The organism is Stenotrophomonas sp. STEN021 (assembly GCF_056760175.1).
Genome location: NZ_JBRREH010000044.1, coordinates 14,722 through 39,614 on the forward strand (window position 1 = coordinate 14,722; position 24,893 = coordinate 39,614).

Here is a 24,893-nt window from a genome sequence, read left to right on the forward strand (position 1 = left end):
TGCGGATCCTTACAGCGGCATGTTCATCACGTCCTGGTAAGCCTGGACGAGACGGTTACGGACTTCCACGGTGGCGCGGAACGCCAGCGAGGACTGTTGGGAGGCGACCATGACCTTGGCCAGGTCGGCATTGGCATCGCCGCGCTCGAATGCGGCAGCCAACTGCCCGGACTTCTGCTGGGCCTCATTGACGCCCTGGATGGCGCCCTGCAAGGCCTGGCTGAACGACGGTGCGGCGACGGCATTGCCTTCGGCCAGCCCCTGGATCGCGTTGCTGCGCGGTACATCACCAAGGGGCGCGGCTTGCCCCACCTGGTTCTGCAGCGTGCGGATCTGGGAGAGAACAGAGGTGATGGAGTGGGACATCGTGCAGGTTCCGGGCAACGTGTTGGGGAGCTGATGGAACAGCTGCAAGTTGCGTGCCGGAACCGTGAAGGCCTTGATGTTGGTGAATACGTCGGATTTCCGTCGCCCAGGCGATACGCATGGCGAGGTTGCATGGAGGCGGGCAGGTTGAAACGAAAACGGCCGTCGGAGAACCGACGGCCGTGATGGGGGGAGCGAATCCCGACGTTTCAGCTACCTCGGTTTGTAGCCCAGGCAAGTGCAGCGTGCCCGGTAGCAGGACCTGCAGGCCTTTCAGGCTTTCGACCAATAGCGCTGGCTGGGCGCTGCTACTGGTTGCTGGCCTCGACCGAGTCGCGCTCGATACCGTACTTGCGCAGTTTCTCTACCAGCGTGGTGCGGCGCAGGCCCAGCAATTGAGCGGCGTGGGCGACCACACCCTGGGTACGTTCCAATGCTTCGTTGATCAGGGTCAGCTCGATGCTGGCCATGTGGTCGCGCAGGTCCATGCCTTCGCTGGGCAACTGGTTGCTGCTTTCCGCTGCGGTTACTTTGCTGATCAAGCCGGTGGGCTGGCTGGCAGGTTGTGCGGGCGCTGGGGGCAGTTTGCCAAGCAGCATGGGCCGCTCGTCATCACTGCCCGCTGCAACGGCCAGGTTGGCCTGATCACCGCGGTAGCGGCTGGGCAGATCCTGCACCCGTACGGTGCCGCCGGGATGCAATACCGCCAGGCGCTCGACCAGATTGGTCAACTCGCGCACATTGCCTGGCCAAGCGTAACTGGCCAAGGCCTGCAACGCTTCCGGGGCGAAGCGGACTTCGCCACGGCCGGTGCGGGCGAGCTGGGTGGCGATGGTTTCCACCAGTACCGGAAGGTCGCTGGCGCGCTCACGCAGCGCAGGCACGTCGATCGGGAACACGTTGAGGCGGTAGAACAGATCCTCGCGGAACTTGCCATCGGCGATACGTGATTCAAGGTCGCGGTGAGTGGCGGCGATTACCCGCACATTGCAGCGGATGGTCTGGTTGCCGCCGACGCGCTCGAAGCTGCGCTCCTGCAGCACACGCAGCAGCTTGACCTGCATCGGCAGGCTCATGTCGCCGATTTCGTCCAGCAACAGGGTGCCGCCCTCGGCCATTTCAAAGCGGCCCTTGCGTGCAGTCAATGCGCCGGTGAAGGCGCCTTTTTCGTGGCCGAACAATTCGCTTTCCAGCAGGTCCGGCGGAATCGCACCGCAGTTGATGGCGATGAACGGACCATCGCGGCGCGGTGAGCGCTGGTGAATGGCGCGTGATACCACTTCCTTGCCGGTGCCGGATTCGCCCAGCACCAACACGGTGGTATCGAAATTGGAGACCTGTTCGATCAGCTGGCGCAGTTCGGTGACGGCCGGGCTGTGTCCGGTCGGGCCGTTGTCGCCGGCGTTGTCTGCCTGGTGCTCGGCATCCAGACGCTTCAGGCTGGCGCGGCGCAGCAGTGCTTCCATCTGCGCGTGGCGCATCGGCTGCTCCAGCGGCCAGACATTGGCTTCGTGCAGGCCGTAATGGCGCGAGAACGCCAGCGGATCGCCTTCGGCCAACAGGATCGGGGGTGGCAGCGAGGTGCCAGCCAGCCAGGTGAAGAAGCCGGCGGCACGGTCGGCATCTTCAAGCGCACCGACCACCACCGCCATCCAGTCATTGCTGCGATGACGGCTGATGTCGATGTCCTGCGCTTCGCTGACCCAGCGCGGGTTGAAGTCCATGAACTCCAACAGCGCAAGCGTGCGCTCGGCACGCATGCCGTCGGCGTCGATCACCAGAATGCGTGACTCACTCATCTTCTTGTACCTTGAGTCCTTCCAGGATCGGCATCACTTCCTGGATGTAGGACAGCTTGCTGACAAAATTATCGGCACCGGCGCGCAGTGCATGCTCGCGGTGCTCGGCGTCATCGAAGTGACTGGCGATCACGATGTACGGCGGCTGGTCCTGGGTCTTGATCAGGCGCGTGGCCTGCAAGCCGCCCATCTCCGGCATGGCCAGGTCCATCAGCACCACCTGCGGGCGCAGCGCTTCGGAGCGCTCGATCGCTTCGAGCCCGTTGGCTGCGCTACCGACCACTTCCAGCCAGTCGATCTTGCGGAAATGGCGCATGGCGGCGTTGATGAAGCCTTCATGGTCGTCGACCAGCACTACGGTGAGCTTGTTCATGGAAATCCTTGGTCTCAGCCCACACGGGCCAGCTGGGGCTTGCTGCTCTGCCGGCGGCGTTCGCGGGCTGGAGCAATATCAAGCTGTTCGCGGTATTTTGCGACGGTCCGGCGTGCAATGTTCACTCCCTGGCGCGACAACAGGCCGGCAATGGCCTCGTCGGCGAGCGGGCGAGCGGCCGGTTCGGCATCGATCAGGCGCTTGACCATGGCCTTGACCGCCTGCCCGGAGACGCTGGCACCTTCCAGGCGTACGGCGAAGAAGTGCTTCAGTTCAAAGGTGCCGCGCGGCGTCTGCAGGTACTTGCCCGAGGTGATGCGGGAAACGGTGGATTCGTGCATGCCGATCAGCTCGGCCACTTCCTTCAGGGTCAGTGGTGCCATGCATTCGTCACCATTGACCAGGAAGGCGGCCTGACGTTCGATGATGACGCGCGCGGTGCGCAGCAGCGTGTCGTAGCGCATCGACAGGCCGCGGGTCAGCCAGCGGGCTTCCTGCAGCATGTCGCGCAGGGGCTGGGCCGCTTCACCGCTGCTGTCGGCGACAACCCGCTCGTAGCTGCTGTTGATGGCCAGCCGCGGCGTGGTGGCTGGATTCAGTGCGACCCGCCATTGGCCGTCGGCATGCCAGGCGACCACGTCCGGAATCACACTCAGTTCCTGCTGCGGCAGCAGGGTTTCGCCCGGGCGCGGCTGCAAGGACAGAACCAGGCGGAAGGCTTCCCGCACGTCTTCCACTTCGGCATCCAGAGCGCAGGCCAAGGCTGGATAGTCGTGGTTGGCCAGCAACTGCATGTCGGCATCAAGCAGGCGGCGCGCCAGATTGCGGGCCGGCACCTGGCCGGGCAGGGCAGTGAGTTGGGCCAGCAGACATTCGCGCAGATCGACTGCCGCCATGCCGGCCGGCTCGCCGTGCAGCAGGCGCTGGCGCAGGGCTTCGACATCGGCGCTGCTGCGGTCCAGGCGGGCGCTGGCCAGCTGGGTCAACTGGGCCAGCGGGGCTTGCAGGTAGCCGGCTTCATCGCAGTGGTCCAGCCAGAAGCCGACCACGGCCAGGTCGGCGTCGTCCAGCTCATAAGCCAGTGCGTTGAGGATGCGCAGCTGCGGATCGGTCGATTCGCCGGCCGCTACGCGCGCCATGCGATCTTCGTCGTCGGCGTTCCAGCTGGCGCCGGGTACATCCCACAGATTGCTTTCGGGCAGTTCGTCAAACGCTGCGGTTTCAGCCTGCGCAACATCGGTATCGGTTGCTGCCGGGGCATCCTCTGCCTGCTCCTGCAATTCCAGCAGCGGGTTGCTCTCCAGGGCCTGTCGGACCTCCAACTCCAGCTGCATGCCGTTGAGCTGCAGCAAGCGGATCGATTGCAGCAAGGCAGGTGTGAGATGGAGTTGCTGGCCCAGCTGGGCAGAGAGTGTGGCTTTCATGCGTTTCCCCGTTGCGGCCAATGGATGGCTGCGTTGTGGAACGCATCTTGCGTGCTTCATGTCGGGGCGGTAATAGGTGTTGGCCCTATAGCTGTCGAGGCCCGCCCTACGGGCTGTAGGTATTTACCCTACATGGCGTCGATTAATTGGCGCTATGAATGCGGGGCATCTTTACAAGCCATTGATTTTTATGGCTTGTGCCGCACTGGCGACGGCTTTCCGATTTCGTGACGCAGCTTCGCTTTTGCTGACGTGCAGGCGTCAACCAAGGTCGTTTTCATGGCGGAGCGCGAGCAGAAGCAGGTCGTTGGCGCGGCGGCAGCCCAGCGATTCCATCATCCGTGCCCGATGGGTTTCGACCGTCTTGATGCTGATGCCCAGGTCAGCGGCGATTTCCTTGGTGGTCTGGCCGGTGCCCAGGCGTCGCAGGATCTGCTTCTGTCGTGGCGACAGCGCAGCAATGCCCGTGGCGCGTTCCTTGCCGATCAGTGGCGCAAGCATCTTTGCTGAAATCTGTGGGCTGAGGAAAACCTGGCCGGCATGGGCGGCGCGCAGTGCCAGCTCCAGCTCGGCAGGGGCCGCATCCTTGACCAGGAAACCGACGGCACCGCGATCCAATGCGTCACGCACATGTACTGCATCGTCGTGCATCGACATCATTACCGCACGTGCATGCGGAAGCCGTTGGCGGATATCGGTCAATGCTTCGAGCCCGGAGCGGCCAGGCAGGGACAGGTCGAGCAGGATCAGGTCCGGCACATGAAACAGAGCCATCTCCAATGCCTGTTCGGCATTGCTGGCTTCGGCCACCACCTGGATCCCGTCAAATGTCTGCAGCAGCCGGGTAAGCCCGGCACGAACCAAGGTGTGGTCGTCGACAATGAGAACGCGCACAGGGGACCGGGTCATGACAGAAGGCTGCACCTTAACGGAGCAGCGAGGCGGGCGCCAGAGCACAAAGTGGGAATAGGCTCACCTGTTGCGGCGACTGTCAGCAATTTGTTTGCGGTGCAGGCGGAACAAGTGACGTTCGACCGCTGCCAGCAACGCCTCATTTTGCGTATCCAGACGCAGCCACAGTTGTACGCCCTGCGCTGTATCGGCTTCGGCCAGGACCACGACCGGTAGTTCAATCGCGTCTGGCAGCCACTCGGCCGGTTGCAGGTTGACAACGCCCGTCGCGCCGGCCACAAACCCGCCCAACTGCTCGCGCTGCAGGCGCAGACCGTGCCGCGACCAGCGCAGCCGGGTGGCTGCCGCAGACGGCGCCTCGCGCTGGAGCAGGCGCCCCAGCAGTACCAGGGTCAGATCCAGACGTGCTTCCAACCGCTGCAGCTGCAGGCTGTTGTCGTTGCGCTCGTCGCTATCGTCCACGTTGCGGGCGTCTTCGACCAGGGCGATGCTGCGCAGGAGCATCTCCGCACTGCCCGGGCGCTTTATCCTGGCACCAGCCTCGAACACCGCTGGCAGTGACAATTCACAACTGAGCGTGTCGTCGAACAGCTCGGTTTCTGCGGTGTCGGCGATGCCGGTGGAGTTCATGTCAGGGCTCCAGCCTGCTGATAGGCGTTCACCGCACGGCTGGATTGGCGCTCGGCTCGCAGGTGCATGGCAGCTTCATCGCGTAGAACCCGCATCCGCTCGGTGACCGCCTGCTGTTGTTCCAACAGGATCTGGAGTGCATCGGCACTTGCAGCGACGCCATTGTCATGGATATAGGCGCGCAGGCGCTGGTCGTGGGCGGCGACAATCTGTTCAGCGCCGTCGTGGTCTTCCGCCTCGATGGCGTTCTTCAGCGCATCCAGGTCGGCGTGCAGGGCAGCAAGCACCTGACTGGCCGTGCTGGCCATCAGCGTGCTCCGCTTGCGCTTGGCACGCTGCGCTGCTCGGACGGAATTGCGTTCCATGCACTGTCGATCTCGGTCATCAACTGCAGCGCTTCATCCAGCGCGCTGTTGTCGCTGTTCAAATTGGCTTCCGTCAGTCGCTGCAGCACGTACTCGTACAATGCCGAAAGGTTTCCGGCGATTTCACCGCCAGCCTGGTGATCGATCGATCCATTCAGGTGGCCGACAATGGCGCAGACCTCGCCGATAGCTTTGCCTTTTCGTGCCTGGTCACCACGCTCGATGCTTGCCGACGCCAGGCGCAACCGGTCCAGCGCTCCGGCCAGCAACAATGCCACCAGTTTGTGGGGGTCAGCTTCGGCGACCGCACTGCTTACGCCCACATGGCGGTACTGTTCTGCGTATTGACGGCTGGAACCGTACATTCAGTGATTCTCCTGGTGCACACCCGCGAGGGTGGTTTGCGCGTCGCTGTGCGACGGTGACGTTTCTAACCTGTTATCGGTCAGCGCGGCGAAAAACTTGAGCGTCACGCTGACCGGGCAGCCGGTCAGCTGGAAAGCTGGGCTAGCTGCTGCTGCAACGCGGCACTGCTTTGGCTGAGCTTGCCCATCAGCGTGTCCAAAGCCAGAAACTGCTTCTTGTAGCGCTCGGCCACACCTTCCATGCGCGTGTCCAGCGCCTTGCGGCGTTTGTCGATGTCGGTCAGGTTGGTATTGAGGCTCTTGGTACGTGAGACGAAGGCGCCTTCCTTGCCAACGGTGGTGCTGACGTAGCCATCGACGACACCGAACAACTTGCTGGCGCCGCCGATGTCGCCGGTGATGGCCTGGCGGATTTTTTCTGGTTGGTTGGCCAAGGCCGCGCTGAACTTGCTGGCGTCCAGCACCAGGCTGCCATCTGCGTTGGGATAGCCGCGTGTCTGCAAACCCAAGGTCTTCGGGTCCAGACCTGCACCGGAAAGGTCCTTCAGCAAGGCCCCCATCACCGAGCGCAGCTGACTGGCTGCGCCGCGCATCTGCGCGTCGCCAGTGAGCGAGGAGGGTTCCTTGTTCTCGATGTCGTACTTGGTGGCATTGTTGATTGCCGCCAGCGCACCGTTGTAGGCGGTGACGAAGTCCTGCATGACCTTGGTCGCAGCAGTCACATCGGTGCTGATGGTCACCGTACTGGTGCCTTCCTTCTTCAGGTTCAGCGTCAGCCCGGGCACGGCGTTGGCAACAGTGTTCTCGCTGCTGACCACGGCGACGCCGTCGATGGTCAGCTTGGCATCGGCGGCCGCGGTGTGTTCCGTCATGGAGTTGACCAGCGCTGTCAGGCCCGGGTCACTGCCGGCATAGGACAGCTTGATGGCATTGGCCGTGCCGGTTTTTTCCTGTGATATCGACAGGTACTGCTCGTCACCGGAGCTGATCAAGGTGGACTGCACGCCTTCCTTGCGGCCAGCCGCATCGATCTTGGTGCGGATGCTGCTGAGCGTATCGTCCTGCTCGACTTCGATGTTCAGCGTCTTCTGCTTGTCGCCAGCGCCCACGGTGAGCGTCAACGTTCCGGCGGCAAAGGTCTGCGTCTTGGGAATGGCGTCGTTGGCGATCCACTTGTTGGCGGCGGCCAGTGAGTCGACCTTGACCACATGTGTGCCGTTGGCCGCAGCGGTCTTGCCGGTGACGTTGTCGATCAACGACACCGAGGCGGACAGGATCTCATCCGTACCGGATTTGCTGGCGGAGACGGTGCGCGTGTCAAATGCGGTGTTGGCCTTCAATGCTTCCAGTGCGGTCTTCAGCGTGTCGAAGGCTGACTTGACCGTGCCGATGGCCGAGAGTTGCATCTTGGCTTTGGATTGCTGCAGGTTGAGCGCATTGTCGGCCGGCTTGCGATCCGCAGCCACCAACTGGCTGACCATGCCGGAAATATCCAGCCCCGAGCCGATGCCGCCGTAACCAAAGTCTGCCACGTTGTATCTCCTGGTTTCCCGGAGCCGCCAACTGGCCGCTTGCCGGATCGTCAACGAAAGTAGCGGCTTGCGCCGCCTGATCTTGAGGATTGGTTTGATGCAGGAGTTGTGCCAAGGCCAAGGCGCGTTCTGGCACGTGGGTTGCATGAGGGTTGGGGCAGGGTGCGGGCGAGTTGCCGCAGGCTGCCGGTAGCCCAACGAAAAAACCCTCCCCCAATGCAGGGGAGGGATCAGGCTACTGACAATCGGAGGGAGACGAAGCCGTCCGTTACGTGCAGTCAAAAACACAACGCTGAAACAGAGAGCGCCACAGGGGCTGGCGATGCCTGGCCGGATTCGGGGAAATCCCGGGGCCGGCATGGCCTGCACCTTTGAAGCGACTTGCAAAGCCCCTCTCCCGTTCAGGGGAGAGGGGGTGGAGTGAGGGGGCTGATGCAAAGCCCCTCATCCGGCCCTTCGGGCCACCTTCTCCCGCTGCCGGGAGAAGGAATGAAGCGGTCAAGCGGGTGCTATACCTGCGGAATCAACGCAGCAGGCTGAGCACGTTCTGCGGCACCTGGTTGGCCTGGGCCAGCATGGCCGTACCGGCCTGCTGCAGGATCTGGGTGCGGGTCAGTTCTGCGGTTTCCTTGGCGAAATCCGTGTCCTTGATGCGGCTGCGCGAGGCGGACAGGTTTTCGGTCGAGGTCTGCAGGTTTGCAACCACCGAGGTGAAGCGGTTCTGGATGGCACCGAGGTCAGCACGGGTGCTGTTGATCGAGCTCAACGCCTTGTCGACGATTTCCAGGGCCTGCTGGGCGCCCTTGACGCTGTCGATATTGACGTCCTTGAGCAGCTTGCCGGTAGCACCGGTTGTTGCAGCCGGAGCGGTCGAGGTGAAACCGGTAACGCCGGCGCTGGTACCGGCGGTGACGGTCATGGCGCTGAAATTGCCAGTCTTGTCGACGCTTTCCTTTACCGAGGTCAGATTGATCTTGCCGGCCGCCGCGTCGATCTCGGCATAGACGCCAGTCTCGCCGATCTTGGCATTGACGGCAGTAGCAACCGCCGCCACGAGTGCCTTCTGATCTTCGGCCGGAACGCCGGTCGAGGTGATCTCGACCTTGTCGATGCTCACGGCAGCGGCCAGACCGCCACCGCCGATCTTCAGGCCATCAAAGCTGATGGTCTTGCCCTTGTCGGCGGCTACCGAACCGCCGGCTGCGATGGTGATCGCAGTGACGTCAAACCCTGCGTTGCCCAGCGCGTCGGCCTTGGCATTGACCACCTTGTCGATGGCAATGGCCTGGCCGGCATTGGCACCAACCTGGAACAGCTGGCTGGAGAACGAGCCGTCCAGCAACTTGGTCCCGTTGAACTCGGACTGCTTGGCGACGCGATCGATTTCGCTGACCAGCTGGGTCACTTCGGCCTGCAGGGCCTTGCGGTCGCTGGTGGAGTTGGTGGCGTTGGAGGCCTGTACGGCCAGTTCACGCACGCGCTGCAGGTTGTTGCCGATTTCATTCAGCGAACCTTCGGCGACCTGGGCCAGCGAGATGCCGTCATTGGCATTGCGGATGGCCACGTCGGTGCCGCGGATCTGCGTGCCGAAGCGCTCGGAGATGGCCAGACCGGCCGCATCGTCCTTGGCGCTGTTGATGCGCGAACCCGAAGACAGGCGCTGGATGGTGGTGGCCAGCGAACTGCCGCTGCTGCTCAGGTTGCGCTGGGCATTGAGCGACATCGTATTGGTGTTGATGACTTGTGCCATGGTGATTTCCTTAGGCGATGGAGCAAATGGGTGTGGCAGGGCCAGCGCCGACACGTGCCGACGCTAACCTCCGGTCGCCTGCTTAACGCAGCAGGCTGAGCACGTTCTGCGGCACCTGATTGGCCTGGGCCAGCATCGCCGTACCGGCTTGCTGCAGGATCTGGGTGCGGGTCAGCTCAGCGGTTTCCTTGGCGAAATCGGTGTCCTTGATGCGACTGCGCGACGCTGACAGGTTCTCCGTCGAGGTCTGCAGGTTGGCCACCACCGAGGTGAAGCGGTTCTGGACGGCACCAAGGTCAGCACGCGTGCTGTTGATTGCGCCCAGTGCGTTGTCGACAATCTGCAGTGCCTGCTGGGCCCCTGCAAAGGTGCTGACATCAAGGTCTTTTGCGGTCTTCTGTGTCGCAGCGGTTGCCATGGTCACCGTGCCGTTGCCGGCAAGGCCAGCGTGGGTGATGGCGGTTGAGCCTTCCTTCCAGGAATCGAACTTCAGATCGCCAGCCGCGTCAACCGTTGCGGTCACGCCGGTGTCGCCCGTCTTCTTGTTGATTGCAGATGCCAGTGCATTGCCCAGTGCCAGCTTGCCGGCAGCGGCGGCAGCGGTATCGGCTGCACCAGGGTTTGCAGCGCTGAAGGTGGCCCCGCTGGCAGCCAGGTCGACATTGTCGATGGCAACACCGTTGATGCTGATGCCGGTCATCGACACTGCGTTGTAACCAGAGGTTGCCGGCGGGCCTGCCACACCAGCAGTGGTTCCCGGTGCGGTCACCGTCATCGTGCCGCTCATGAAGCTCGTCGAGCCCAATGAATCACTCTTGGCGTTCACGACCTTGTCGATGGCAATCGCCTGGCCGGCGTTGGCGCCGACCTGGAACAGCTGGCTGGAGAAGGAGCCGTCCAGCAGCTTGGTACCGTTGAACTCGGATTGCTTGGCGACGCGGTCGATTTCGCTGACCAGCTGGGTCACTTCGGCCTGCAGGGCCTTGCGGTCGCTGGCCGAGTTGGTTGCGTTGGAAGCCTGTACGGCCAATTCACGCACGCGCTGCAGGTTGTTGCCGATTTCGCTCAGCGAACCTTCGGCGACCTGTGCCAGCGAGATGCCGTCGTTGGCATTGCGGATGGCCACGTCGGTGCCGCGGATCTGCGTACCGAAGCGCTCGGAGATGGCCAGACCGGCCGCATCGTCCTTGGCGCTGTTGATGCGCGAGCCCGATGACAGGCGCTGGATGGTGGTGGCCAACGAACTGCCGCTGGTGCTCAGGTTGCGCTGGGCGTTGAGCGACATCGTGTTGGTGTTGATGACTTGTGCCATGGTTGTGTCCTTAGGCGTTAGTGCAGATTGCGTTGCCAACGTCTGCGTCGATCACGACCGACGCAGACGTTCAGAGGCCGGCTTAGCGCAGCAGGCTGAGCACGTTCTGCGGCACCTGGTTGGCCTGGGCCAGCATGGCCGTGCCGGCCTGCTGCAGGATCTGGGTGCGGGTGAGTTCGGCGGTTTCCTTGGCGAAATCCGTGTCCTTGATGCGGCTGCGCGAGGCGGACAGGTTTTCCGTCGAGGTCTGCAGGTTGGCGACAACGGAGGTGAAGCGGTTCTGGATGGCACCAAGGTCGGCGCGGGTGCTGTTGATCGAACCCAACGCCTTGTCGACCACTTCCAGCGCCTGCTGAGCGCCAAGCACCGTGCTCACGTCCAGGGTCTTTGCATTTGCGGCGGTCGCCGTGCCTGCGGTGTAGGTGCTGGTCGCCGCTGCAGTGGACCAGTCGCTGGTGGCGGACTGGTAGTTGCTGCGCGTCAGCGCGATATCGGCAGCGGCAACGGCCTTGCCTTCCTTCACCGAAGACAGCTTCAGGGTGCCGTCAGCATTGGCCTCTGCGTAGATGCCGGCTTCGCCGATCTTGCCGTTGATTGCAGTGGCCAGTGCCTTGGCTGCATCACCCAGGCTGGCACCGTTCTTTACTTCGACCGTGCCGATATCCACGCCCATCACCTTGCCGCCGAAGCGGACGTCGGTGGCGATCGCGCCTACAGCGGCCGTTGCACCGGCGGCAAAAGTACTTGTGCCCAGCGAATCGGTCTTTGCATCGACGACCTTGTCGATGGCGATCGCCTGGCCAGCGTTGGCGCCGACCTGGAACAGCTGGCTGGAGAACGTACCATCCAACAGCTTGGTACCGTTGAACTCGGACTGCTTGGCGACGCGGTCGATTTCGCTGACCAGCTGGGTCACTTCGGCCTGCAGGGCCTTGCGGTCGCTGGTCGAGTTGGTGGCGTTGGAAGCCTGTACAGCCAGTTCACGCACGCGCTGCAGGTTGTTGCCGATTTCGCTCAGCGAACCTTCGGCGACCTGCGCCAGCGAGATGCCGTCGTTGGCGTTGCGGATGGCCACGTCGGTGCCGCGGATCTGCGTGCCGAAACGCTCGGAGATGGCCAGACCGGCCGCATCGTCCTTGGCGCTGTTGATGCGCGAACCCGACGACAGGCGCTGGATGGTGGTGGCCAACGAACTGCCGCTGGTGCTCAGGTTACGCTGAGCATTCAACGACATCGTGTTGGTGTTGATGACTTGTGCCATGAGGAGGGGTCCTTGAGCGGATGCACGTACGGTGGGTTAGGCGGTCCTGACGTGCTTCAGGAGCGACTCATGTCAGCGCTGCAGAAGGCTGAGCACGTTCTGTGGAACCTGGTTGGCCTGGGCCAGCATGGCCGTGCCGGCCTGCTGCAGGATCTGGGTGCGGGTGAGTTCGGCGGTTTCCTTGGCGAAGTCGGTATCGCGGATGCGGCTGCGCGAGGCGGACAGGTTTTCCGAGGAGGTCTGCAGGTTGGCGACCACCGAGGTGAAGCGGTTCTGGATGGCACCAAGGTCGGCGCGCACGCTGTTGATCGACTCCAGTGCCTTGTCAACGATGCCCAGCGCCTTCTGTGCGCCCACATAGTCGGAAACGTTGAGCGCCGCGACGTAGGTGGAGGGGGCGGTGGCGGCAACCGAGGTCGGGGCGGCAGCGGTGGAGGCGGTGAGGCCAAGTGGGGCACTGGCGCTGATCACCAGGTCACGGTCTGCCTGTACCGGGGTCAGCTTCAATGCGTAGGTGTCCGGGGGGCCGATGGTGGTGACAACTTCAGCGTAGACGCCGGCCTCACCAATCTTGGAGTTGATCTGTGCGGCAGCCGAGGAGGCCAGTTCGCTGGTGGTGCCGCCGGTGATGTCGCCGATGGTGATGCCGTTGATCGTCAGTCCGGCGACCGTGGTCGGGGTGGCGATCGCGGGGAGGGTGCCGCCAATGCTGGCTGCTGCGAACTTGCTGTTACCCAGCGAATCCGCCTTGGCATTGACCACATTGTCGATCGCGATGGACTGGCCGGCATTGGCGCCCACCTGGAACAGCTGGCTGGTGAAGCTGCCGTCCAGCAGCTTGGTGCCATTGAAGTCGGCCTGCTTGGCGACGCGGTCGATTTCGCTGACCAGCTGGGTCACTTCGGCCTGCAGGGCCTTGCGGTCGGTGGCCGAATTGGTTGCGTTGGAGGCCTGCACGGCAAGCTCACGGATGCGCTGCAGGTTGTTGCCGACTTCACTCAGCGCGCCCTCGGCGACCTGGGCCAGCGAAATGCCGTCATTGGCATTACGGATGGCGACATCGAGGCCGCGGATCTGGGTGGTGAAGCGCTCGCTGATGGCCAGACCGGCGGCGTCGTCCTTGGCGCTGTTGATGCGCAAGCCTGAGGACAGGCGCTGGATGGTGGTGGCCAGAGAGCTGCCGCTGCTGCTCAGGTTGCGCTGAGCGTTGAGCGACATCGTGTTGGTGTTGATTACTTGTGCCATGGGTCGTCTCCCTTATGGAATCCCGTTGGTGAAGCGAAGTGCCGCCGCTGTTTTGTTTTGTTGGTCGTGCATTTCGCTGGTGCAAAAGGAATAACGGCGCGCTGTCAACAACCTTTAGAAGGGAATTTGGATTCGCTCGATGGCGTGTGCGGACACCGTTGCCGAATCCCTCGGACGGGCGCAGATGGACGGCCGGATGCGGAGCGTCACTCCCGGTTGCCGGGGTATCCGCGGGGGAGGTGATCGGCCCGTAACGGGACAGCCTTAGCGGCACCAAGGACAGGTACTTGAGCCACAAAGCAGAAAGGCCGTGATGCTGTGGCATCGCGGCCCTTCGTCAACACTGAGTGGCAGGGCGGCTGGGCTCAGCCCAGGCGTTGGAACAACGACATCTGTTGCATCTGCATGAAGATGGTCTGTGCCGCCTGCAATGCGGTGCTTTCCAGCTGGTACTCGCTGATGGCGGCGGCGTAATCAAGGTCACGCAGCTGCGAGAGCGTGCCTTTGATCGTCACGTTGTTGGCTTCACGCATCGCCGACGCATCGTCCAGGGTCTTGAGCTGGGCACCGCCGGAGGCGCGGGCGTCAATCAAGCGTTCCGAGGCGCGGGCGACATCGCGCAATGCGCCTTGCAGCAGGTTCTGTTGCGCCGCCATCTGCGCGGGCGTGCCGGTGTCGCTGTTCAGCGTATCTATCAAACCGTCCAGCGTGGCGAAGATGTCGCGACTGGTGGCGGGTTGCACATTGAAAGCGTCGCCTGCTGCGGCATTGCCATCGATGTGCAGGCGCACGCCGTTGACCACGATATCCTCGCCGCTCGACGTGGTGCCGGTTGCAGTCACCGCGCCGCCAGCATCAAGTACTTCGTACTGGTTGGCAGCGGTGAAACGGATACTGAACGCGGTGCCGTCCCAGCCACCGTTGCCATCGCGGCCGACGTTGGTCAGCACTGCGGTGCCGGTGTTGCCCGCATTTGCGCTGGCATCGACTGCGCCATCGCCCGTGGGGATCCGCAGGAAGACCTCGCTGCCGGGCAGCGCGTCCTTGGCGTAAGTGTCGGGTGCAACCTCAACTTGCCGCTGGGTCTGGTCGCCGTTGTAGACCACGCTGCCATTGACCCGGCTGAAAGGCGGGCTGCCATCCTGGGTGCCGCCAAACAGATAGCGGCCGGTGCCGTCGGTGGCGTTGGCCAGCGCCAACAAACCATCGCGGATGGAACTGATCTCGGCCACTAGTGTCTTCTTGTCAGCGGCGGCAAGCCCGGGGTTGTTGGCGTAGATGGTGAGCTCGGTTACCCGCCCCATCATGTCGTTGACCTGCGCAAGAGTGTTTTCCTGCAGACCCAGCCGGTTCTGCACGGCGCTGCCGTTGAGCTTCATCTGCTCCAGTGCGGCCAGGCTCCGGTCCAGGCCAACCGCTGTGCCGGAGGCGACCGGGTCATCCTTGGCGGTGATGATTTTCTTCCCTGTAGCCAGCTGTTGTTCCAGGTGTGCCAGCTTGCGCTGTTTGGAGAGCATCAGGAAGACGGACTGGTCGTAGACCATGTTGCTGGAAATTCGGCTATTCATCTCAGCCCACCGCGCGCAGGATGGTCTGGAACATGGTGTCGGCCGTCGAAATCAACTGTGATGCGGCCTGGTAGGCTTGCTGCAGCCTGAGCATATCTGCGGCCTCCTCGTCGAGATTGACACCAGACACCGTATCGCGGCTGGCTTTGGCATTGGCGTTGATGACCTGCTGGGCTTGCAGTGAATAATCCGCCGCGCGGGCAGCCGAGCCCACCTGGGTGGTGAGCCCGCCAAGCGCGCCGTTGAGCGTTACGGTGCCACCGCTCAAAGCCTTGACATCTTCCACGCCCGACATGCGCGATGCATTGCCGTTGTCGCTGGAGCCGGCTGCGGTCTTGCCGATGTTGAAGCTGTCACCGGTGGCTGGCTTGCCGTCCAGCACCACACTCCAGCCATTGGAGCTGATGACCTGGCCGGGGGTGTAGGGGAATGGTCCCGCACCGTCGATGGTGTACTGATTGGGACTGGTGAACTGGATGCTGGCCGGGTTGAGCAGTGCAGGGTTGCCAGCGTCGAGTACATCGAGTTTGCCCAATACGCCAGTGCCGGCATTGGACAGGGCACCAGAGCCCTTGATCGGATTGGCTGCGGCGATGCGCGAAGGGTCGGTGATGGCAACCGACAAACCGTTGGTGGCTGCGGCCGTTGGCTGCAGCAGGAAGCGGTCGTTGGCCGACGGTGTACCGCTGACGACGAACTGCACCCCATTGACGACGAAGGGATCGGCCGCGGTTCCAGTGCCGGTCATTGCCAGCCCTGCACCGGTATCGGCGCGGCTTGCTTCCCAACTGGTGCCGTTGAACTTGAGCAGCAGGTTCTGGCCATCCAAGGCGGACAGATCGCCATAGCTGGCAGTGAGAGTGGCGCTGCCAGTGTTGCCGTTGTGTCCACTGATCTTGGGCGGAGCGAGATTGAAGAAGTCGCTGCCCATCTCGCCGTACAGATCCATGCCTTCGCGATGGGCCTGGTTGAACGTCTGCGCCATGCCGACGGCAATGCGACCGAGCTCAGCCTGGGCCGGTGTCAGCACGGAGTCGCGGACCTCCAGCAAGCCACCAATCTGGCCGCCCATGGCTTTGCTGTCCATGGTCACGGTCATGCCGGGCGTCTTGATCGCCAGCTGCAGGCGCTCAGGGCGATAGGGATCGACGGCGGTGGTGAGCTGCGAGGCATTGGTGCCAACTACGAGAGCGTGGCCGCCAGCGGAGTAGACGTTCATGAAACCGCCATCCTGGATCACCGCCGTACCGCCGGTGAAGCCCACCAGCTGCGAAACCAGCAGGTCGCGACGATCCAGCAGATCGGGTGCGGCCGCCGCAGCGTTGCTGCCTACAGCAGCGTTGAGCTGGGCGATCTCGCTTGCCAAACGATTGACCTCGGTTGCTGCGGACAGCAAACCATTGTTGACCTCGCTGTTCAGCGAGTCGAGGTTGTTGCTGAGCTGTTTGAAGCGCGTAACCAGGGTGTTGGCGCTGTCCAGCACGTTGCGCCGGTCCGCTGCGGCCGATGCATTGGCCGACAGGCCACTGATCGAGTCGAAGAAATTGGACCACACACCGGTAACCCCGGTGGCTGGATCGGAGAACAAGGCATCAACGCGGTCGGCCATGCCTGATAGCTGCTGCAGTCGCGCCAACTCGCCATTGCTGTCCAGCAAGCGTGATATGGCCAGCTGATCGGCTACACGGCGGATATCGGTGATCTTTGTGCCGTTACCTACATCGCCGTAACCGACATTGGTGGGATTCTGCGTCGCAAAGTCCATCTTTTGCCGACTGTAACCTTCGGTCTTGATGTTGGCCACATTGTGGCTGACGGTGGCCAATGCGCGCTGGAAAGCGAGCAGGGCACTTGTACCGGTGGAAAGAACATTAGACATGGACGGCTATCTCAGCGACGGGTGATGCCGGCAATACCGGCGTTACTGGCAAAGGTCTGGCCCAGTCGTGCCCCGGCATCGCCGATGGCAGCGACCGCGCGCTCGATGGTGGGCCCGGCAGCAATGGCGGCAATTTTGGCGGCGTAGGCCGGATCGGTGGCATAGCCGGCGCGTTGCAAGCCCTGGGCGAAGCTGCGCACATCGCTGCCGGCGCTGAGTGCGGCCTGGTAGCGAGGGCTGGTCTTCAACATGCGTACGTAGTCACCAAAGCTTTCGGCCATCGAGCCATAGGCGCGGAAGCTGGCGGTCTCGTCGCGACGCTGGCCGTTGACGTATTCGTGGGTACCGGTGGTGACGCGTTCACCATTCCAGCCGGTGGCCTTGATGCCGAACAGGTTGTGGCTGCTGTCACCGTTGTCGCGCTTGATATGGCGCTTGCCCCAGCCGGTTTCCAGTGCGGCCTGGGCGACCAGTGCGCGCGGATCGACGCCTAGCTCGCGTGCTGCACGCTCGGCGTGTGGCCAGATGCTGGCAACGAAACCCTCGGGGGTGTGCTTGCCGAGCTTGTCGGCAGCGACGTTGGCCGTGGTGGTGTCAACGGCGTCACCGCGCTCTGCCGCCGACACCTTGCTCCAGCGGTCATTGCCCATTGCCCAATCGGCGGACAACTCGGTGGGGGCAGTTCCCTGGTAGGGATTGGCAGTGTTCAAAGACGCGTGGAAGCTGCTGCTGTCACGGCCGGCAATCAGATCCAGGGCCTGCGCCTGCGGCGCCATATACGTGGATTGGTCACCGAGGTTCAGCGAAGACAGTGGGTCCTCGCCGAGTGCTGGCGCTGCATTCAGCGGCAGACCGGTGGCGGCGGGAGCGGCCAATTGATAGGCACGTGCCGCGGCGGCTGGCTTGATGCTGGTATCGACCGGTACGCTGGCTGCGCCTTCGGCGCCGCCCAATTGACGCGCAATCATGGCCGACAAGCCGAGCCCACGACCGCGCGTCATCGCCTCGGCAATGCGCTGGTCGTACATCTCGCGGAACATCTGGTTTTCGCCCGGAAACAGCGAGTCGCCGAAGCTGGCGTCGCGCATGCTCTTGACCAGCATCTGCGCGAACTGGCCTTCCAGCTGGCGTGCAACCTTGTCGATCTTCGCCGGATCATTGGCGATGGCCGGATTCAGTTCCAGCGAGGGCGCGGCGATACGCATGTCAGATCACCTCAAGGTCGGCGGTCAGCGCGCCGGCCTGCTTGAGGGCTTCCAGGATCGCGATCAGGTCGCCCGGTGCCGCGCCTACTTCGTTGACCGCACGAACGATCTCGTCCAGGGTGGCGCCGCCGTCAAAGCGGAACATGCGGCTGCCTTCGTTACTGGCGGTGATGGTGGACTGCGGCGTGGCGACCGTCTGGCCACCAGCAAACGCATTCGGCTGGCTGACCTGGGTCGATTCGCTGACGGTTACCGTCAAGGAACCGTGCGAGATCGCTGCCGGACTGACCCGGACCTGTGAACCTATGACCACGGTGCCGGTACGCGAATTGACAACGATGCGGGCAGGCGCCGTGCCTGGGGAAAGTTCGACGTTCTCGATGCGCGCCAGCATGCCGATGCGCGCACCCGGGTCGGTCGGCGTCTGCACCGAGACAGTGCCGCCATCGACCGCGCGCGCCGCACCTTCGCCGAAGGTGGCGTTGAGCGCGCTTACCATCCGCGAGACGGTGGTGAAATCGTTCTGGTGCAGGTTCAAGGTGATGTCACCGCCACCAGAGAACACATCAGGCAGCGCACGTTCAACGGTAGCACCATTGGGAATGCGGCCAGCGCTGGGGATGTTCACCGAGACGCGCGAGCCATCCTTGCCCTGCGCACCAAAGCCGCCGACGACCAGGTTGCCTTGGGCAATGGCATACACCTGCCCATCGATACCCTTCAATGGCGCCATCAGCAATGCACCGCCGCGCAGCGAGACGGCATTGCCGATCGAGGACACGGTGATGTCGATGGTCTGGCCGGGTTTGGCGAACGGCGGCAACTCGGCGTGGATCGCCACCGCTGCGACGTTCTTCAGCTGCGGATTCACATTGGACGGAACATTGACGCCGAGTTCGCCCAGCAGGTTCTTCAAACTCTGCACGGTGAACGGCGCCTGGCTGGTGCGGTCACCACTGCCATCCAGGCCAACCACCAGGCCGTAGCCGACCAGCGCATTGCCGCGCACACCACCGACCTGGGCCAGATCCTTGATCCGCTCGGCGTGAGCGGGCAGGGCGGCAGCCAATGCCAGTGCTGCCAAGGCAAGGGGGCGCATGAAAGAGAATGTCTTCATCACAATGCTCAGAACAGCGCAAACGCTGAGTTGAAGAAGCGGCCCAGCCAGCCCATTGCATTGGACTGCGCTACCGCGCCGCGACCGCCATAGGCGATACGCGCATCGGCCACCTTGCTGGAGGAAATGGTGTTGTCCGGGTTGATATCCGCAGCCCTGACAACGCCCTGGATCTGCACCAGTTCATCGCCCTGGTTCAGTCGCAGGTTCTTCTGGCCCTGCACCACCAGGTTGCCGTTGGGCAGGCGCTGGATCACGGTGACAGTGACGCTGCCTTGCAGGCGATTGCTCTGCGCACTGTTGCCCTTGCCGCCGAAGTCACGATCGGCCGACGCCGAGGCGCCCAGAATGTCCTTGCCGCCCAGCGTGACAGGCGCGCCAAACAAGGTCGGGGTTCCGACATCAACGCTGGACTTCTTGCTGATCGCGGTGCTGGCGGTGGTGGTGGCCATGGTGTTTTCCACCAAGGTGATGGTCAGCAGGTCACCGACATCACGCGCGCGCCTGTCGCCGTACAGATTCAAGCCCGGGCCAGCGGCGTAGATGGCACCAGCGGTTGGTGCTGCAGTCTGCACGACGATGGGCTGGATCGGCGCCATCGGTGCATACGGGCGCACGTCGCCGGCCAAGGTGCAGCCGCCCAGCAAGGTGGCGCTGATGGCGATGGACAGGTGGCGCAGGAGTAGGGTGCTGCTCATGACGGTATCCCTTGGCGACCAATCAGACGTTGTTGTTGAGGTAGCCGAGCATCGAGTCGGTGGTGGAGATGGCCTTGGCGTTCATTTCGTAGGCGCGTTGGGTCTCGATCATCGACACCAGCTCTTCGACCACGTTGACGTTGCTGCCTTCCAGCGCACCCTGCACGACAGTGCCCAGGCCATTGAGACCAGGCGTGCCGTTCTGCGCAGGGCCCGACGCAGTTGTTTCCAGAAACAGGTTCTCGCCCTTGGCCTGCAGGCCGGCCGGGTTGATGAAATCGGTAAGCGTCAAGGATCCGATTTCCACCGAGGCGGCTTCACCGGCCATCTTCACGCTGATGGTGCCGTCGGTACCAATGGTCAACGACTGCGCCCCTTCCGGAATCTGGATGCCGGGTTGCACCGGGTAACCGCTATTGGTCACCAACTCGCCCTGGGCATTGATCTGGAAGCTGCCGTCGCGGGTGTATGCCGAGGTGCCATCGGGCATCATCACTTCAAAGAAGCCGCGACCGTTGGCCATCACATCCAGAGCGCGGCCGGTCTGCTGTTGGCTGCCCTGTTCGAAATGCTTGGAGGTGGCAACCACGCGTACACCGGTACCCAGCTGCAGGCCGGTAGGCAACTGCGTCTGCGCAGAGGACGAACCGCCGGGCTGACGGACCTGTTGGTACAACAGGTCCTCGAAGCTGGCGCGGTCGCGCTTGAATCCGGTGGTATTGGTGTTGGCCAGGTTGTTGGAGACAACCGACATGCGCGTCTGCTGTGCATCCAAGCCGGTCTTGGCGACCCACAATGCCTGATTCATGATGCGATTCCTTGTTGAGGGATACCGGCCGATTGGCCCTTGCCACTGTCAATGCATGGGCTGTGCCAAAACTCGCGCCGGAATCTCGGCGCCGAGTGCATTGGTTCTGCGATGGCCTACGCTTGCGAGATGGAGCCGTTCGCGCCGGAACAATGGGCGCAGGCCAGATAGGGGCAAGTGCGAGGTAAAAGAGATGTCGCTGGAAACGGGTAAACCACCGTTTCCAACGCTGGCCCGGCCAAAGGCGGGGGCACGCGCACTGCATGTGCGCTGGGGTTTTCCATCAGCCGTTGAGGCGCAACAAGCTGTTGGCACTGCGCGCATTCTCGTCGCCGTGCTTGATTACCTTCACCTGCATTTCAAACTGGCGCTGCAACTGGATCATCTGCACCAGTGCGCCGGCCGCATCGACATTGCTGGATTCCAGCATGCCGCTGTCCAGTGCCTTGCCTTGGCGCTGGGCAAAGGGCTGCTGCGGATCGGTGTTGCGCATCAGTCCATCGAGGCGGCGTTCCAGCCGTTCGTTGGGCGCATCAACCACGCGCAGGCGGCCAATCATCGCCATCGTCTGCGGGCCTTCGCCGAGCGGAATGATCGACAACGTGCCGTCGTGACCGATCTCCATGGCCTGGTGCGGCGGCACTGCGATCGGATTGCCATTGTCATCGAGTACCGCGTTGCCTTCGGCGGTCACCAGCTGTCCGTTCGGCGTCAACGACAAAGCGCCACTGCGGGTATAGGCTTCGCTGCCATCGCTGGATTGAACCGCCAGCCAACTGCCCGGCTGCAGGGATAGGTCCAGCGAATTACCGGTGATCTGCTGCGCGCCGACGCGGCGGTTGAAGCCGGCATCCACATGCACCGCATCCACCCGCGACGGAAAGCCAGGCCCCTGGATGCGGAAAGCTTCGGTGTTTGCCAGCGCTTCCTTGAAGCCGGGCGTATCCGAGTTGGCCAGGTTGTGCGACACGGTGGCCTGCGCCTGCAGCGAGGCGCGGGCGCCGGTCATGGCGACGTAGAGGGCTTTGTCCATAGGGCTGGGATTCGGGATTGGGGGCGGGAAATCGGCGAGCAGCGGCAGGATTGCGGTGGAGGACAGCGGAACCCATGACTACAGGTCCGTTTCAATCAAGAAGCAACGCCTTGCAGAGACAGCAGCAGAACCGGGGCCAGGAATCGGCCACGTGATGGCCAATCCCCAACCCGATTCCCCAAGCCCTGCGTTAGCGGATATTGATGATGGTCTGAGTGACCTGGTCCTGGGTCGAGAGCATCTGCGAATTGGCCTGGAAGTTACGCTGGGCGACGATCATGTTGACCAGCTGTTCGGTGAGATCCACCGTCGAGGCTTCCAGCGAACCGGCCTGGATCTGGCCCAGATCCGAGGTATCCGGTGCCCCCGTGCGCGGGTTGCCCGACGAGAAGGTCTCAACCCACAGATTGTTGCCTTGGTTCTGCAGGCCCTGTGGATTGTTGAACGTAGTCAATGCAACCTGGCCCAGGGGCTTGTCGTCGCCGTTGGAATAACGCGCATACACCACGCCTTCTTCGGAGATGCTGATTTCATTGAGCTTGCCAGCGGCGTAGCCGTCCTGGCGGGTATCGCGCATTGCGAATTTTTCGCCGTACTGGGTAGCGCCTGCAACGTTCAAGGTCAGGTTGACCACGCCAGCGCCGGTGCTCGGAGTGAACGGTGCCAGGGTGATGTCGCCGTTTGCCGGGTTGGTCAAGGCGCCGGCGTTGGAAAACTGCAGCAACGATGGTCCGCCAGCGGGTTGGCCGTCAATGTAGTTGTGTACCTGCCACTCGTTGGCATTGGCTGTCTTCACGAAGTACGAGGTCTGGGTGTGACTGACACCCAACGAGTCGTACACGGTGGTGCCACCGGTGGAGTGGTTGTAGGTATTGGAGTCGGTTGGGTCGAATGGGGCCACCGTCGGCACCGGCGCATTGCCGGGCAGGGTGAATGCCATGTTGACCAGGCTGCTCTGCTTGGGCGGACTGTCGGTGGTGAGCAACTGCAGGTCGGTCAACTGGCCATCGAAGCGACTGCCATCGGCGCTGGGGGTAAACACCTGCAGGCGTGCACCCTGTGGGTTCACCACATAGCCGTTGTTGTCGGTCTGGAAGTTGCCGGCACGCGAGTACACACGTGCGCCATTCATGTTCATGGTGAAGAAGCCCTCACCGGCCACCGCCAGATCCAGGCTACGCCCGGTCTGGTTGATGTTGCCCTGGGAGAACTGCTGCGCCACATTGGTCAGGCGTGCACCGGAACCAATCGCGTTGCGCGACAAACCATAGCTGGTGGCATTGAACAGGTCGGCGAACTCGGCGCGCGATTCCTTGAAGCCGGTGGTGTTGACGTTGGCGACGTTGTTGGCGGTGACATTCAAATCTGCGTTGGCCGCGTTGATGCCCGACAGAGAGACATTGAAGCCCATGGCGATACTCCTGGGAAATCGAAGAGGGGGCTCAGCTGACGCGGAGCACGTAGTCGAGCGGGGCAGTGCCCAGCCCCTTGAGGTTCAGATACAGGCCATCGGTACCCACCGTCACGCTTTCCACTTCTGCCTGCACATAGGTGTTGAGCTTGCTCTGCGCGCCGGCGCTGTCGGTGTGGGTGGCGGTGACGGTATAGCTGCCGGCCGGCATGCGTTTGCCATCGGCATTGGTGCCGTCCCATTGGAAAGCGACCTCACCCGCAGCGTTGGCCGGAACGGTCAGCTGATTGACCTTCAGGCCGTTGGCATCGGTGATATCGACCGTGACGGAACCGGCAGACGGCGCCGCAACCGTGCCACTGGTGCCACCTTCGGCCTCCAGTGCGACCTTGGTTGACGGCACCATCACCTCGTGACCAACCAGCGCCGCGCCGCGCAGGACCTGGTCGCTGGCCATGGACTGCTGGAAGCCCTTCACCGAGGTGTTCAGATCGCTGATGCCCTGCACCGTGGACAGCTGCGCCATCTGCGCGACCATCTGGCTGTTGTCCATGGGTTTGGTCGGGTCCTGATGCTGCAACTGGGTGGTCATCAGCTTCAGGAAGTCGGCCTGATCGAGCGAGCCCTTGTTCTTGCTGGTGGTTGTGGTGTTCGGGGCAGTTAGTCCGAGCGAGGCGTAGAGATCGGAGTTGACGCTGGTACTCATGTCGGCGGATTCCTGGGGAGTGGGCTCAGCGGCCCATGGTCAGCGTGGCCAGGGCAAGTTCCTTGGCCGTGCTGAGCATTTCCACGCCGGCCTGGTAATTGCGCGAGGTGGAGATGAGGTTGACCATCTGCGCGACCGGATCGACATCAGGCGAATACACATAGCCCTCGCCATCGGCCAGCGGATGATTGGGTTCGTAGCGCTTGATCGGCGCTGCGTCGCTCTGCGCGATCTCCTTGACCTGCACGCCGGTCAGGTTGGGATCAGTGCGGCTGGTGACGGCCTGGAAGATCGGCTCCAGTGGCTTGTACACCGCCTGTGGCGAGCCAGCGATCGAATCTGCATTGGACAGATTGGAGGCGATGGTACTCATGCGCACCGACTGCGCCTGCAAGGCCGAGCCGGCAATATCAAAAATGGGGAGATTGCTCATGGCGCGCTTCCTTATTGGCCAGTGATGGCGGTGAGCATGGTCTTCACCTTGGACTCGACGAAGCTCAGCGAGGCGCGGTACTCCAACGCGGCACGGCCGTAAGCGGCGCGCTCTGTATCCGGGTCGACCGTGTTTCCGTCGAGGCTGGGCTGGGCGCCTTCGCGAAGGATCTGGAACGGGTTGAGCCCGTTGGCGCCGCCGATGGCATAGTGCTGTTCGGCGGTGGCGGTCAGCAGGCCATCGCCGCTGGTCGCGCCCTGGGCATTGCGCAGGGCGGCATCAAAGTCGAGATCGCGGGCCTTGTAGCCCGGCGTGTCGGCATTGCTCAGGTTGCTGGCAATCAGCTTCATGCGCTGCTCGCGCAGCGGCATTGCCTGGGCGTGGATGCCTAGATAGTTGGAAAACAGGTTGGCCATGTGGAACCTCCCACGGAACGTTGCCGGGGAAGCTGCAAAACCTGTGCCAGAAAGCCACGTAGCGCCGAGCCATGCTCTGCAGGGGCTTTACCGGCAAAAACCCGGCGGGCCACAAGAGGCTGGGGGGGGGTAGTGGGGGGGGGGGGGGGGGGGGGGGGGGTGGGGGGGGGGGGGGTGGGGGGGGGGGGGGGGGGGGTGGGGGGGGGGGGGGGGGGGTGGGGGGGGGGGGGGGGGGGGGGGGTGGGGGGGGGGGGGGGGGGGGGGGGGGCGGGGGGGGGGGGGGGG

General features: G+C 63.1%; 24 protein-coding genes. All 24 read right to left on the reverse strand.

What is annotated here, in order from left to right; all coding sequences use genetic code 11:
* Positions 1-9: 9 nt before the first annotated feature.
* The 24 genes from fliE to flgB all read right to left on the reverse strand — a co-directional run bounded on the left by fliE (position 10) and on the right by flgB (position 24,608).
* The gene (gene fliE, locus ACVOL0_RS11170; protein WP_296248803.1) at positions 10-366 is read right to left on the reverse strand and encodes a flagellar hook-basal body complex protein FliE; all 357 of its coding nucleotides are present in this window, start codon (positions 364-366) and stop codon (positions 10-12) included.
* 308 nt (positions 367-674) lie between these two features.
* Entirely contained in the window at positions 675-2,165 is a 1,491-nt protein-coding gene (locus tag ACVOL0_RS11175; protein WP_481549162.1) for a sigma-54 dependent transcriptional regulator, read from the reverse strand.
* Positions 2,158-2,538, reverse strand: coding sequence for a response regulator (locus ACVOL0_RS11180; protein ID WP_282272108.1), 381 nt, complete (start codon positions 2,536-2,538; stop codon positions 2,158-2,160). Before ACVOL0_RS11180 ends, ACVOL0_RS11175 begins: the two co-directional genes overlap by 8 nt.
* 14 nt (positions 2,539-2,552) lie before the next feature.
* A complete protein-coding gene (rpoN, locus tag ACVOL0_RS11185; protein WP_481549163.1) occupies positions 2,553-3,962 on the reverse strand; it encodes an RNA polymerase factor sigma-54 in 1,410 nt (469 codons plus the stop codon).
* A 261-nt stretch (positions 3,963-4,223) separates the two neighbouring features.
* The gene (locus ACVOL0_RS11190; RefSeq protein WP_481549183.1) at positions 4,224-4,856 is read right to left on the reverse strand and encodes a response regulator; all 633 of its coding nucleotides are present in this window, start codon (positions 4,854-4,856) and stop codon (positions 4,224-4,226) included.
* Between the two features lie 78 nt (positions 4,857-4,934).
* Positions 4,935-5,504, reverse strand: a complete 570-nt coding sequence (locus tag ACVOL0_RS11195) for a PilZ domain-containing protein (protein WP_481549164.1) — start codon at positions 5,502-5,504, stop codon at positions 4,935-4,937.
* The gene (locus ACVOL0_RS11200; RefSeq protein ID WP_481549165.1) at positions 5,501-5,812 is read right to left on the reverse strand and encodes a hypothetical protein; all 312 of its coding nucleotides are present in this window, start codon (positions 5,810-5,812) and stop codon (positions 5,501-5,503) included. Before ACVOL0_RS11200 ends, ACVOL0_RS11195 begins: the two co-directional genes overlap by 4 nt.
* On the reverse strand, positions 5,812-6,234 hold the full coding sequence (fliS, locus tag ACVOL0_RS11205) for a flagellar export chaperone FliS (RefSeq protein ID WP_481549166.1): 423 nt from the start codon (positions 6,232-6,234) through the stop codon (positions 5,812-5,814). Before fliS ends, ACVOL0_RS11200 begins: the two co-directional genes overlap by 1 nt.
* A 125-nt stretch (positions 6,235-6,359) precedes the next feature.
* A complete protein-coding gene (gene fliD, locus ACVOL0_RS11210; RefSeq protein ID WP_481549167.1) occupies positions 6,360-7,766 on the reverse strand; it encodes a flagellar filament capping protein FliD in 1,407 nt (468 codons plus the stop codon).
* A gap of 523 nt (positions 7,767-8,289) precedes the next feature.
* Positions 8,290-9,516, reverse strand: a complete 1,227-nt coding sequence (locus tag ACVOL0_RS11215; protein ID WP_481549168.1) for a flagellin — start codon at positions 9,514-9,516, stop codon at positions 8,290-8,292.
* 82 nt (positions 9,517-9,598) lie between these two features.
* Entirely contained in the window at positions 9,599-10,828 is a 1,230-nt protein-coding gene (locus ACVOL0_RS11220; RefSeq protein ID WP_481549169.1) for a flagellin, read from the reverse strand.
* Positions 10,829-10,910: 82 nt separating this feature from the next.
* Positions 10,911-12,089 (reverse strand): flagellin, encoded by a 1,179-nt coding sequence (locus ACVOL0_RS11225; protein ID WP_481549170.1) that lies wholly within the window; start codon positions 12,087-12,089, stop codon positions 10,911-10,913.
* Between the two features lie 72 nt (positions 12,090-12,161).
* A complete protein-coding gene (locus ACVOL0_RS11230; RefSeq protein WP_481549171.1) occupies positions 12,162-13,334 on the reverse strand; it encodes a flagellin in 1,173 nt (390 codons plus the stop codon).
* 365 nt (positions 13,335-13,699) lie between these two features.
* Positions 13,700-14,902 carry a flagellar hook-associated protein FlgL gene (gene flgL, locus ACVOL0_RS11235; protein ID WP_481549172.1) on the reverse strand — a complete coding sequence of 401 codons (1,203 nt, stop codon included), beginning with the start codon at positions 14,900-14,902 and terminating at the stop codon, positions 13,700-13,702.
* A 1-nt stretch (position 14,903) separates the two neighbouring features.
* Positions 14,904-16,781, reverse strand: coding sequence for a flagellar hook-associated protein FlgK (flgK, locus tag ACVOL0_RS11240; protein ID WP_481549173.1), 1,878 nt, complete (start codon positions 16,779-16,781; stop codon positions 14,904-14,906).
* 11 nt (positions 16,782-16,792) lie between these two features.
* On the reverse strand, positions 16,793-17,986 hold the full coding sequence (gene flgJ, locus ACVOL0_RS11245; protein ID WP_481549174.1) for a flagellar assembly peptidoglycan hydrolase FlgJ: 1,194 nt from the start codon (positions 17,984-17,986) through the stop codon (positions 16,793-16,795).
* A 1-nt stretch (position 17,987) separates the two neighbouring features.
* Positions 17,988-19,103 (reverse strand): flagellar basal body P-ring protein FlgI, encoded by a 1,116-nt coding sequence (locus ACVOL0_RS11250; RefSeq protein ID WP_481549175.1) that lies wholly within the window; start codon positions 19,101-19,103, stop codon positions 17,988-17,990.
* Between the two features lie 8 nt (positions 19,104-19,111).
* Positions 19,112-19,801, reverse strand: a complete 690-nt coding sequence (gene flgH / locus ACVOL0_RS11255) for a flagellar basal body L-ring protein FlgH (RefSeq protein ID WP_481549176.1) — start codon at positions 19,799-19,801, stop codon at positions 19,112-19,114.
* Positions 19,802-19,823: 22 nt separating this feature from the next.
* Entirely contained in the window at positions 19,824-20,609 is a 786-nt protein-coding gene (gene flgG, locus ACVOL0_RS11260) for a flagellar basal-body rod protein FlgG (RefSeq protein ID WP_481549177.1), read from the reverse strand.
* A 283-nt stretch (positions 20,610-20,892) separates the two neighbouring features.
* Positions 20,893-21,642 carry a flagellar basal body rod protein FlgF gene (locus ACVOL0_RS11265; RefSeq protein WP_282271512.1) on the reverse strand — a complete coding sequence of 250 codons (750 nt, stop codon included), beginning with the start codon at positions 21,640-21,642 and terminating at the stop codon, positions 20,893-20,895.
* 190 nt (positions 21,643-21,832) lie between these two features.
* Positions 21,833-23,053, reverse strand: a complete 1,221-nt coding sequence (gene flgE, locus ACVOL0_RS11270) for a flagellar hook protein FlgE (protein ID WP_481549178.1) — start codon at positions 23,051-23,053, stop codon at positions 21,833-21,835.
* A 31-nt stretch (positions 23,054-23,084) separates the two neighbouring features.
* A complete protein-coding gene (locus tag ACVOL0_RS11275; protein WP_481549179.1) occupies positions 23,085-23,759 on the reverse strand; it encodes a flagellar hook capping FlgD N-terminal domain-containing protein in 675 nt (224 codons plus the stop codon).
* Between the two features lie 25 nt (positions 23,760-23,784).
* Positions 23,785-24,192 (reverse strand): flagellar basal body rod protein FlgC, encoded by a 408-nt coding sequence (gene flgC, locus ACVOL0_RS11280; RefSeq protein WP_481549180.1) that lies wholly within the window; start codon positions 24,190-24,192, stop codon positions 23,785-23,787.
* 11 nt (positions 24,193-24,203) lie between these two features.
* Positions 24,204-24,608 carry a flagellar basal body rod protein FlgB gene (gene flgB / locus ACVOL0_RS11285; protein WP_481549181.1) on the reverse strand — a complete coding sequence of 135 codons (405 nt, stop codon included), beginning with the start codon at positions 24,606-24,608 and terminating at the stop codon, positions 24,204-24,206.
* Between the last annotated feature and the right edge of the window lie 285 nt (positions 24,609-24,893).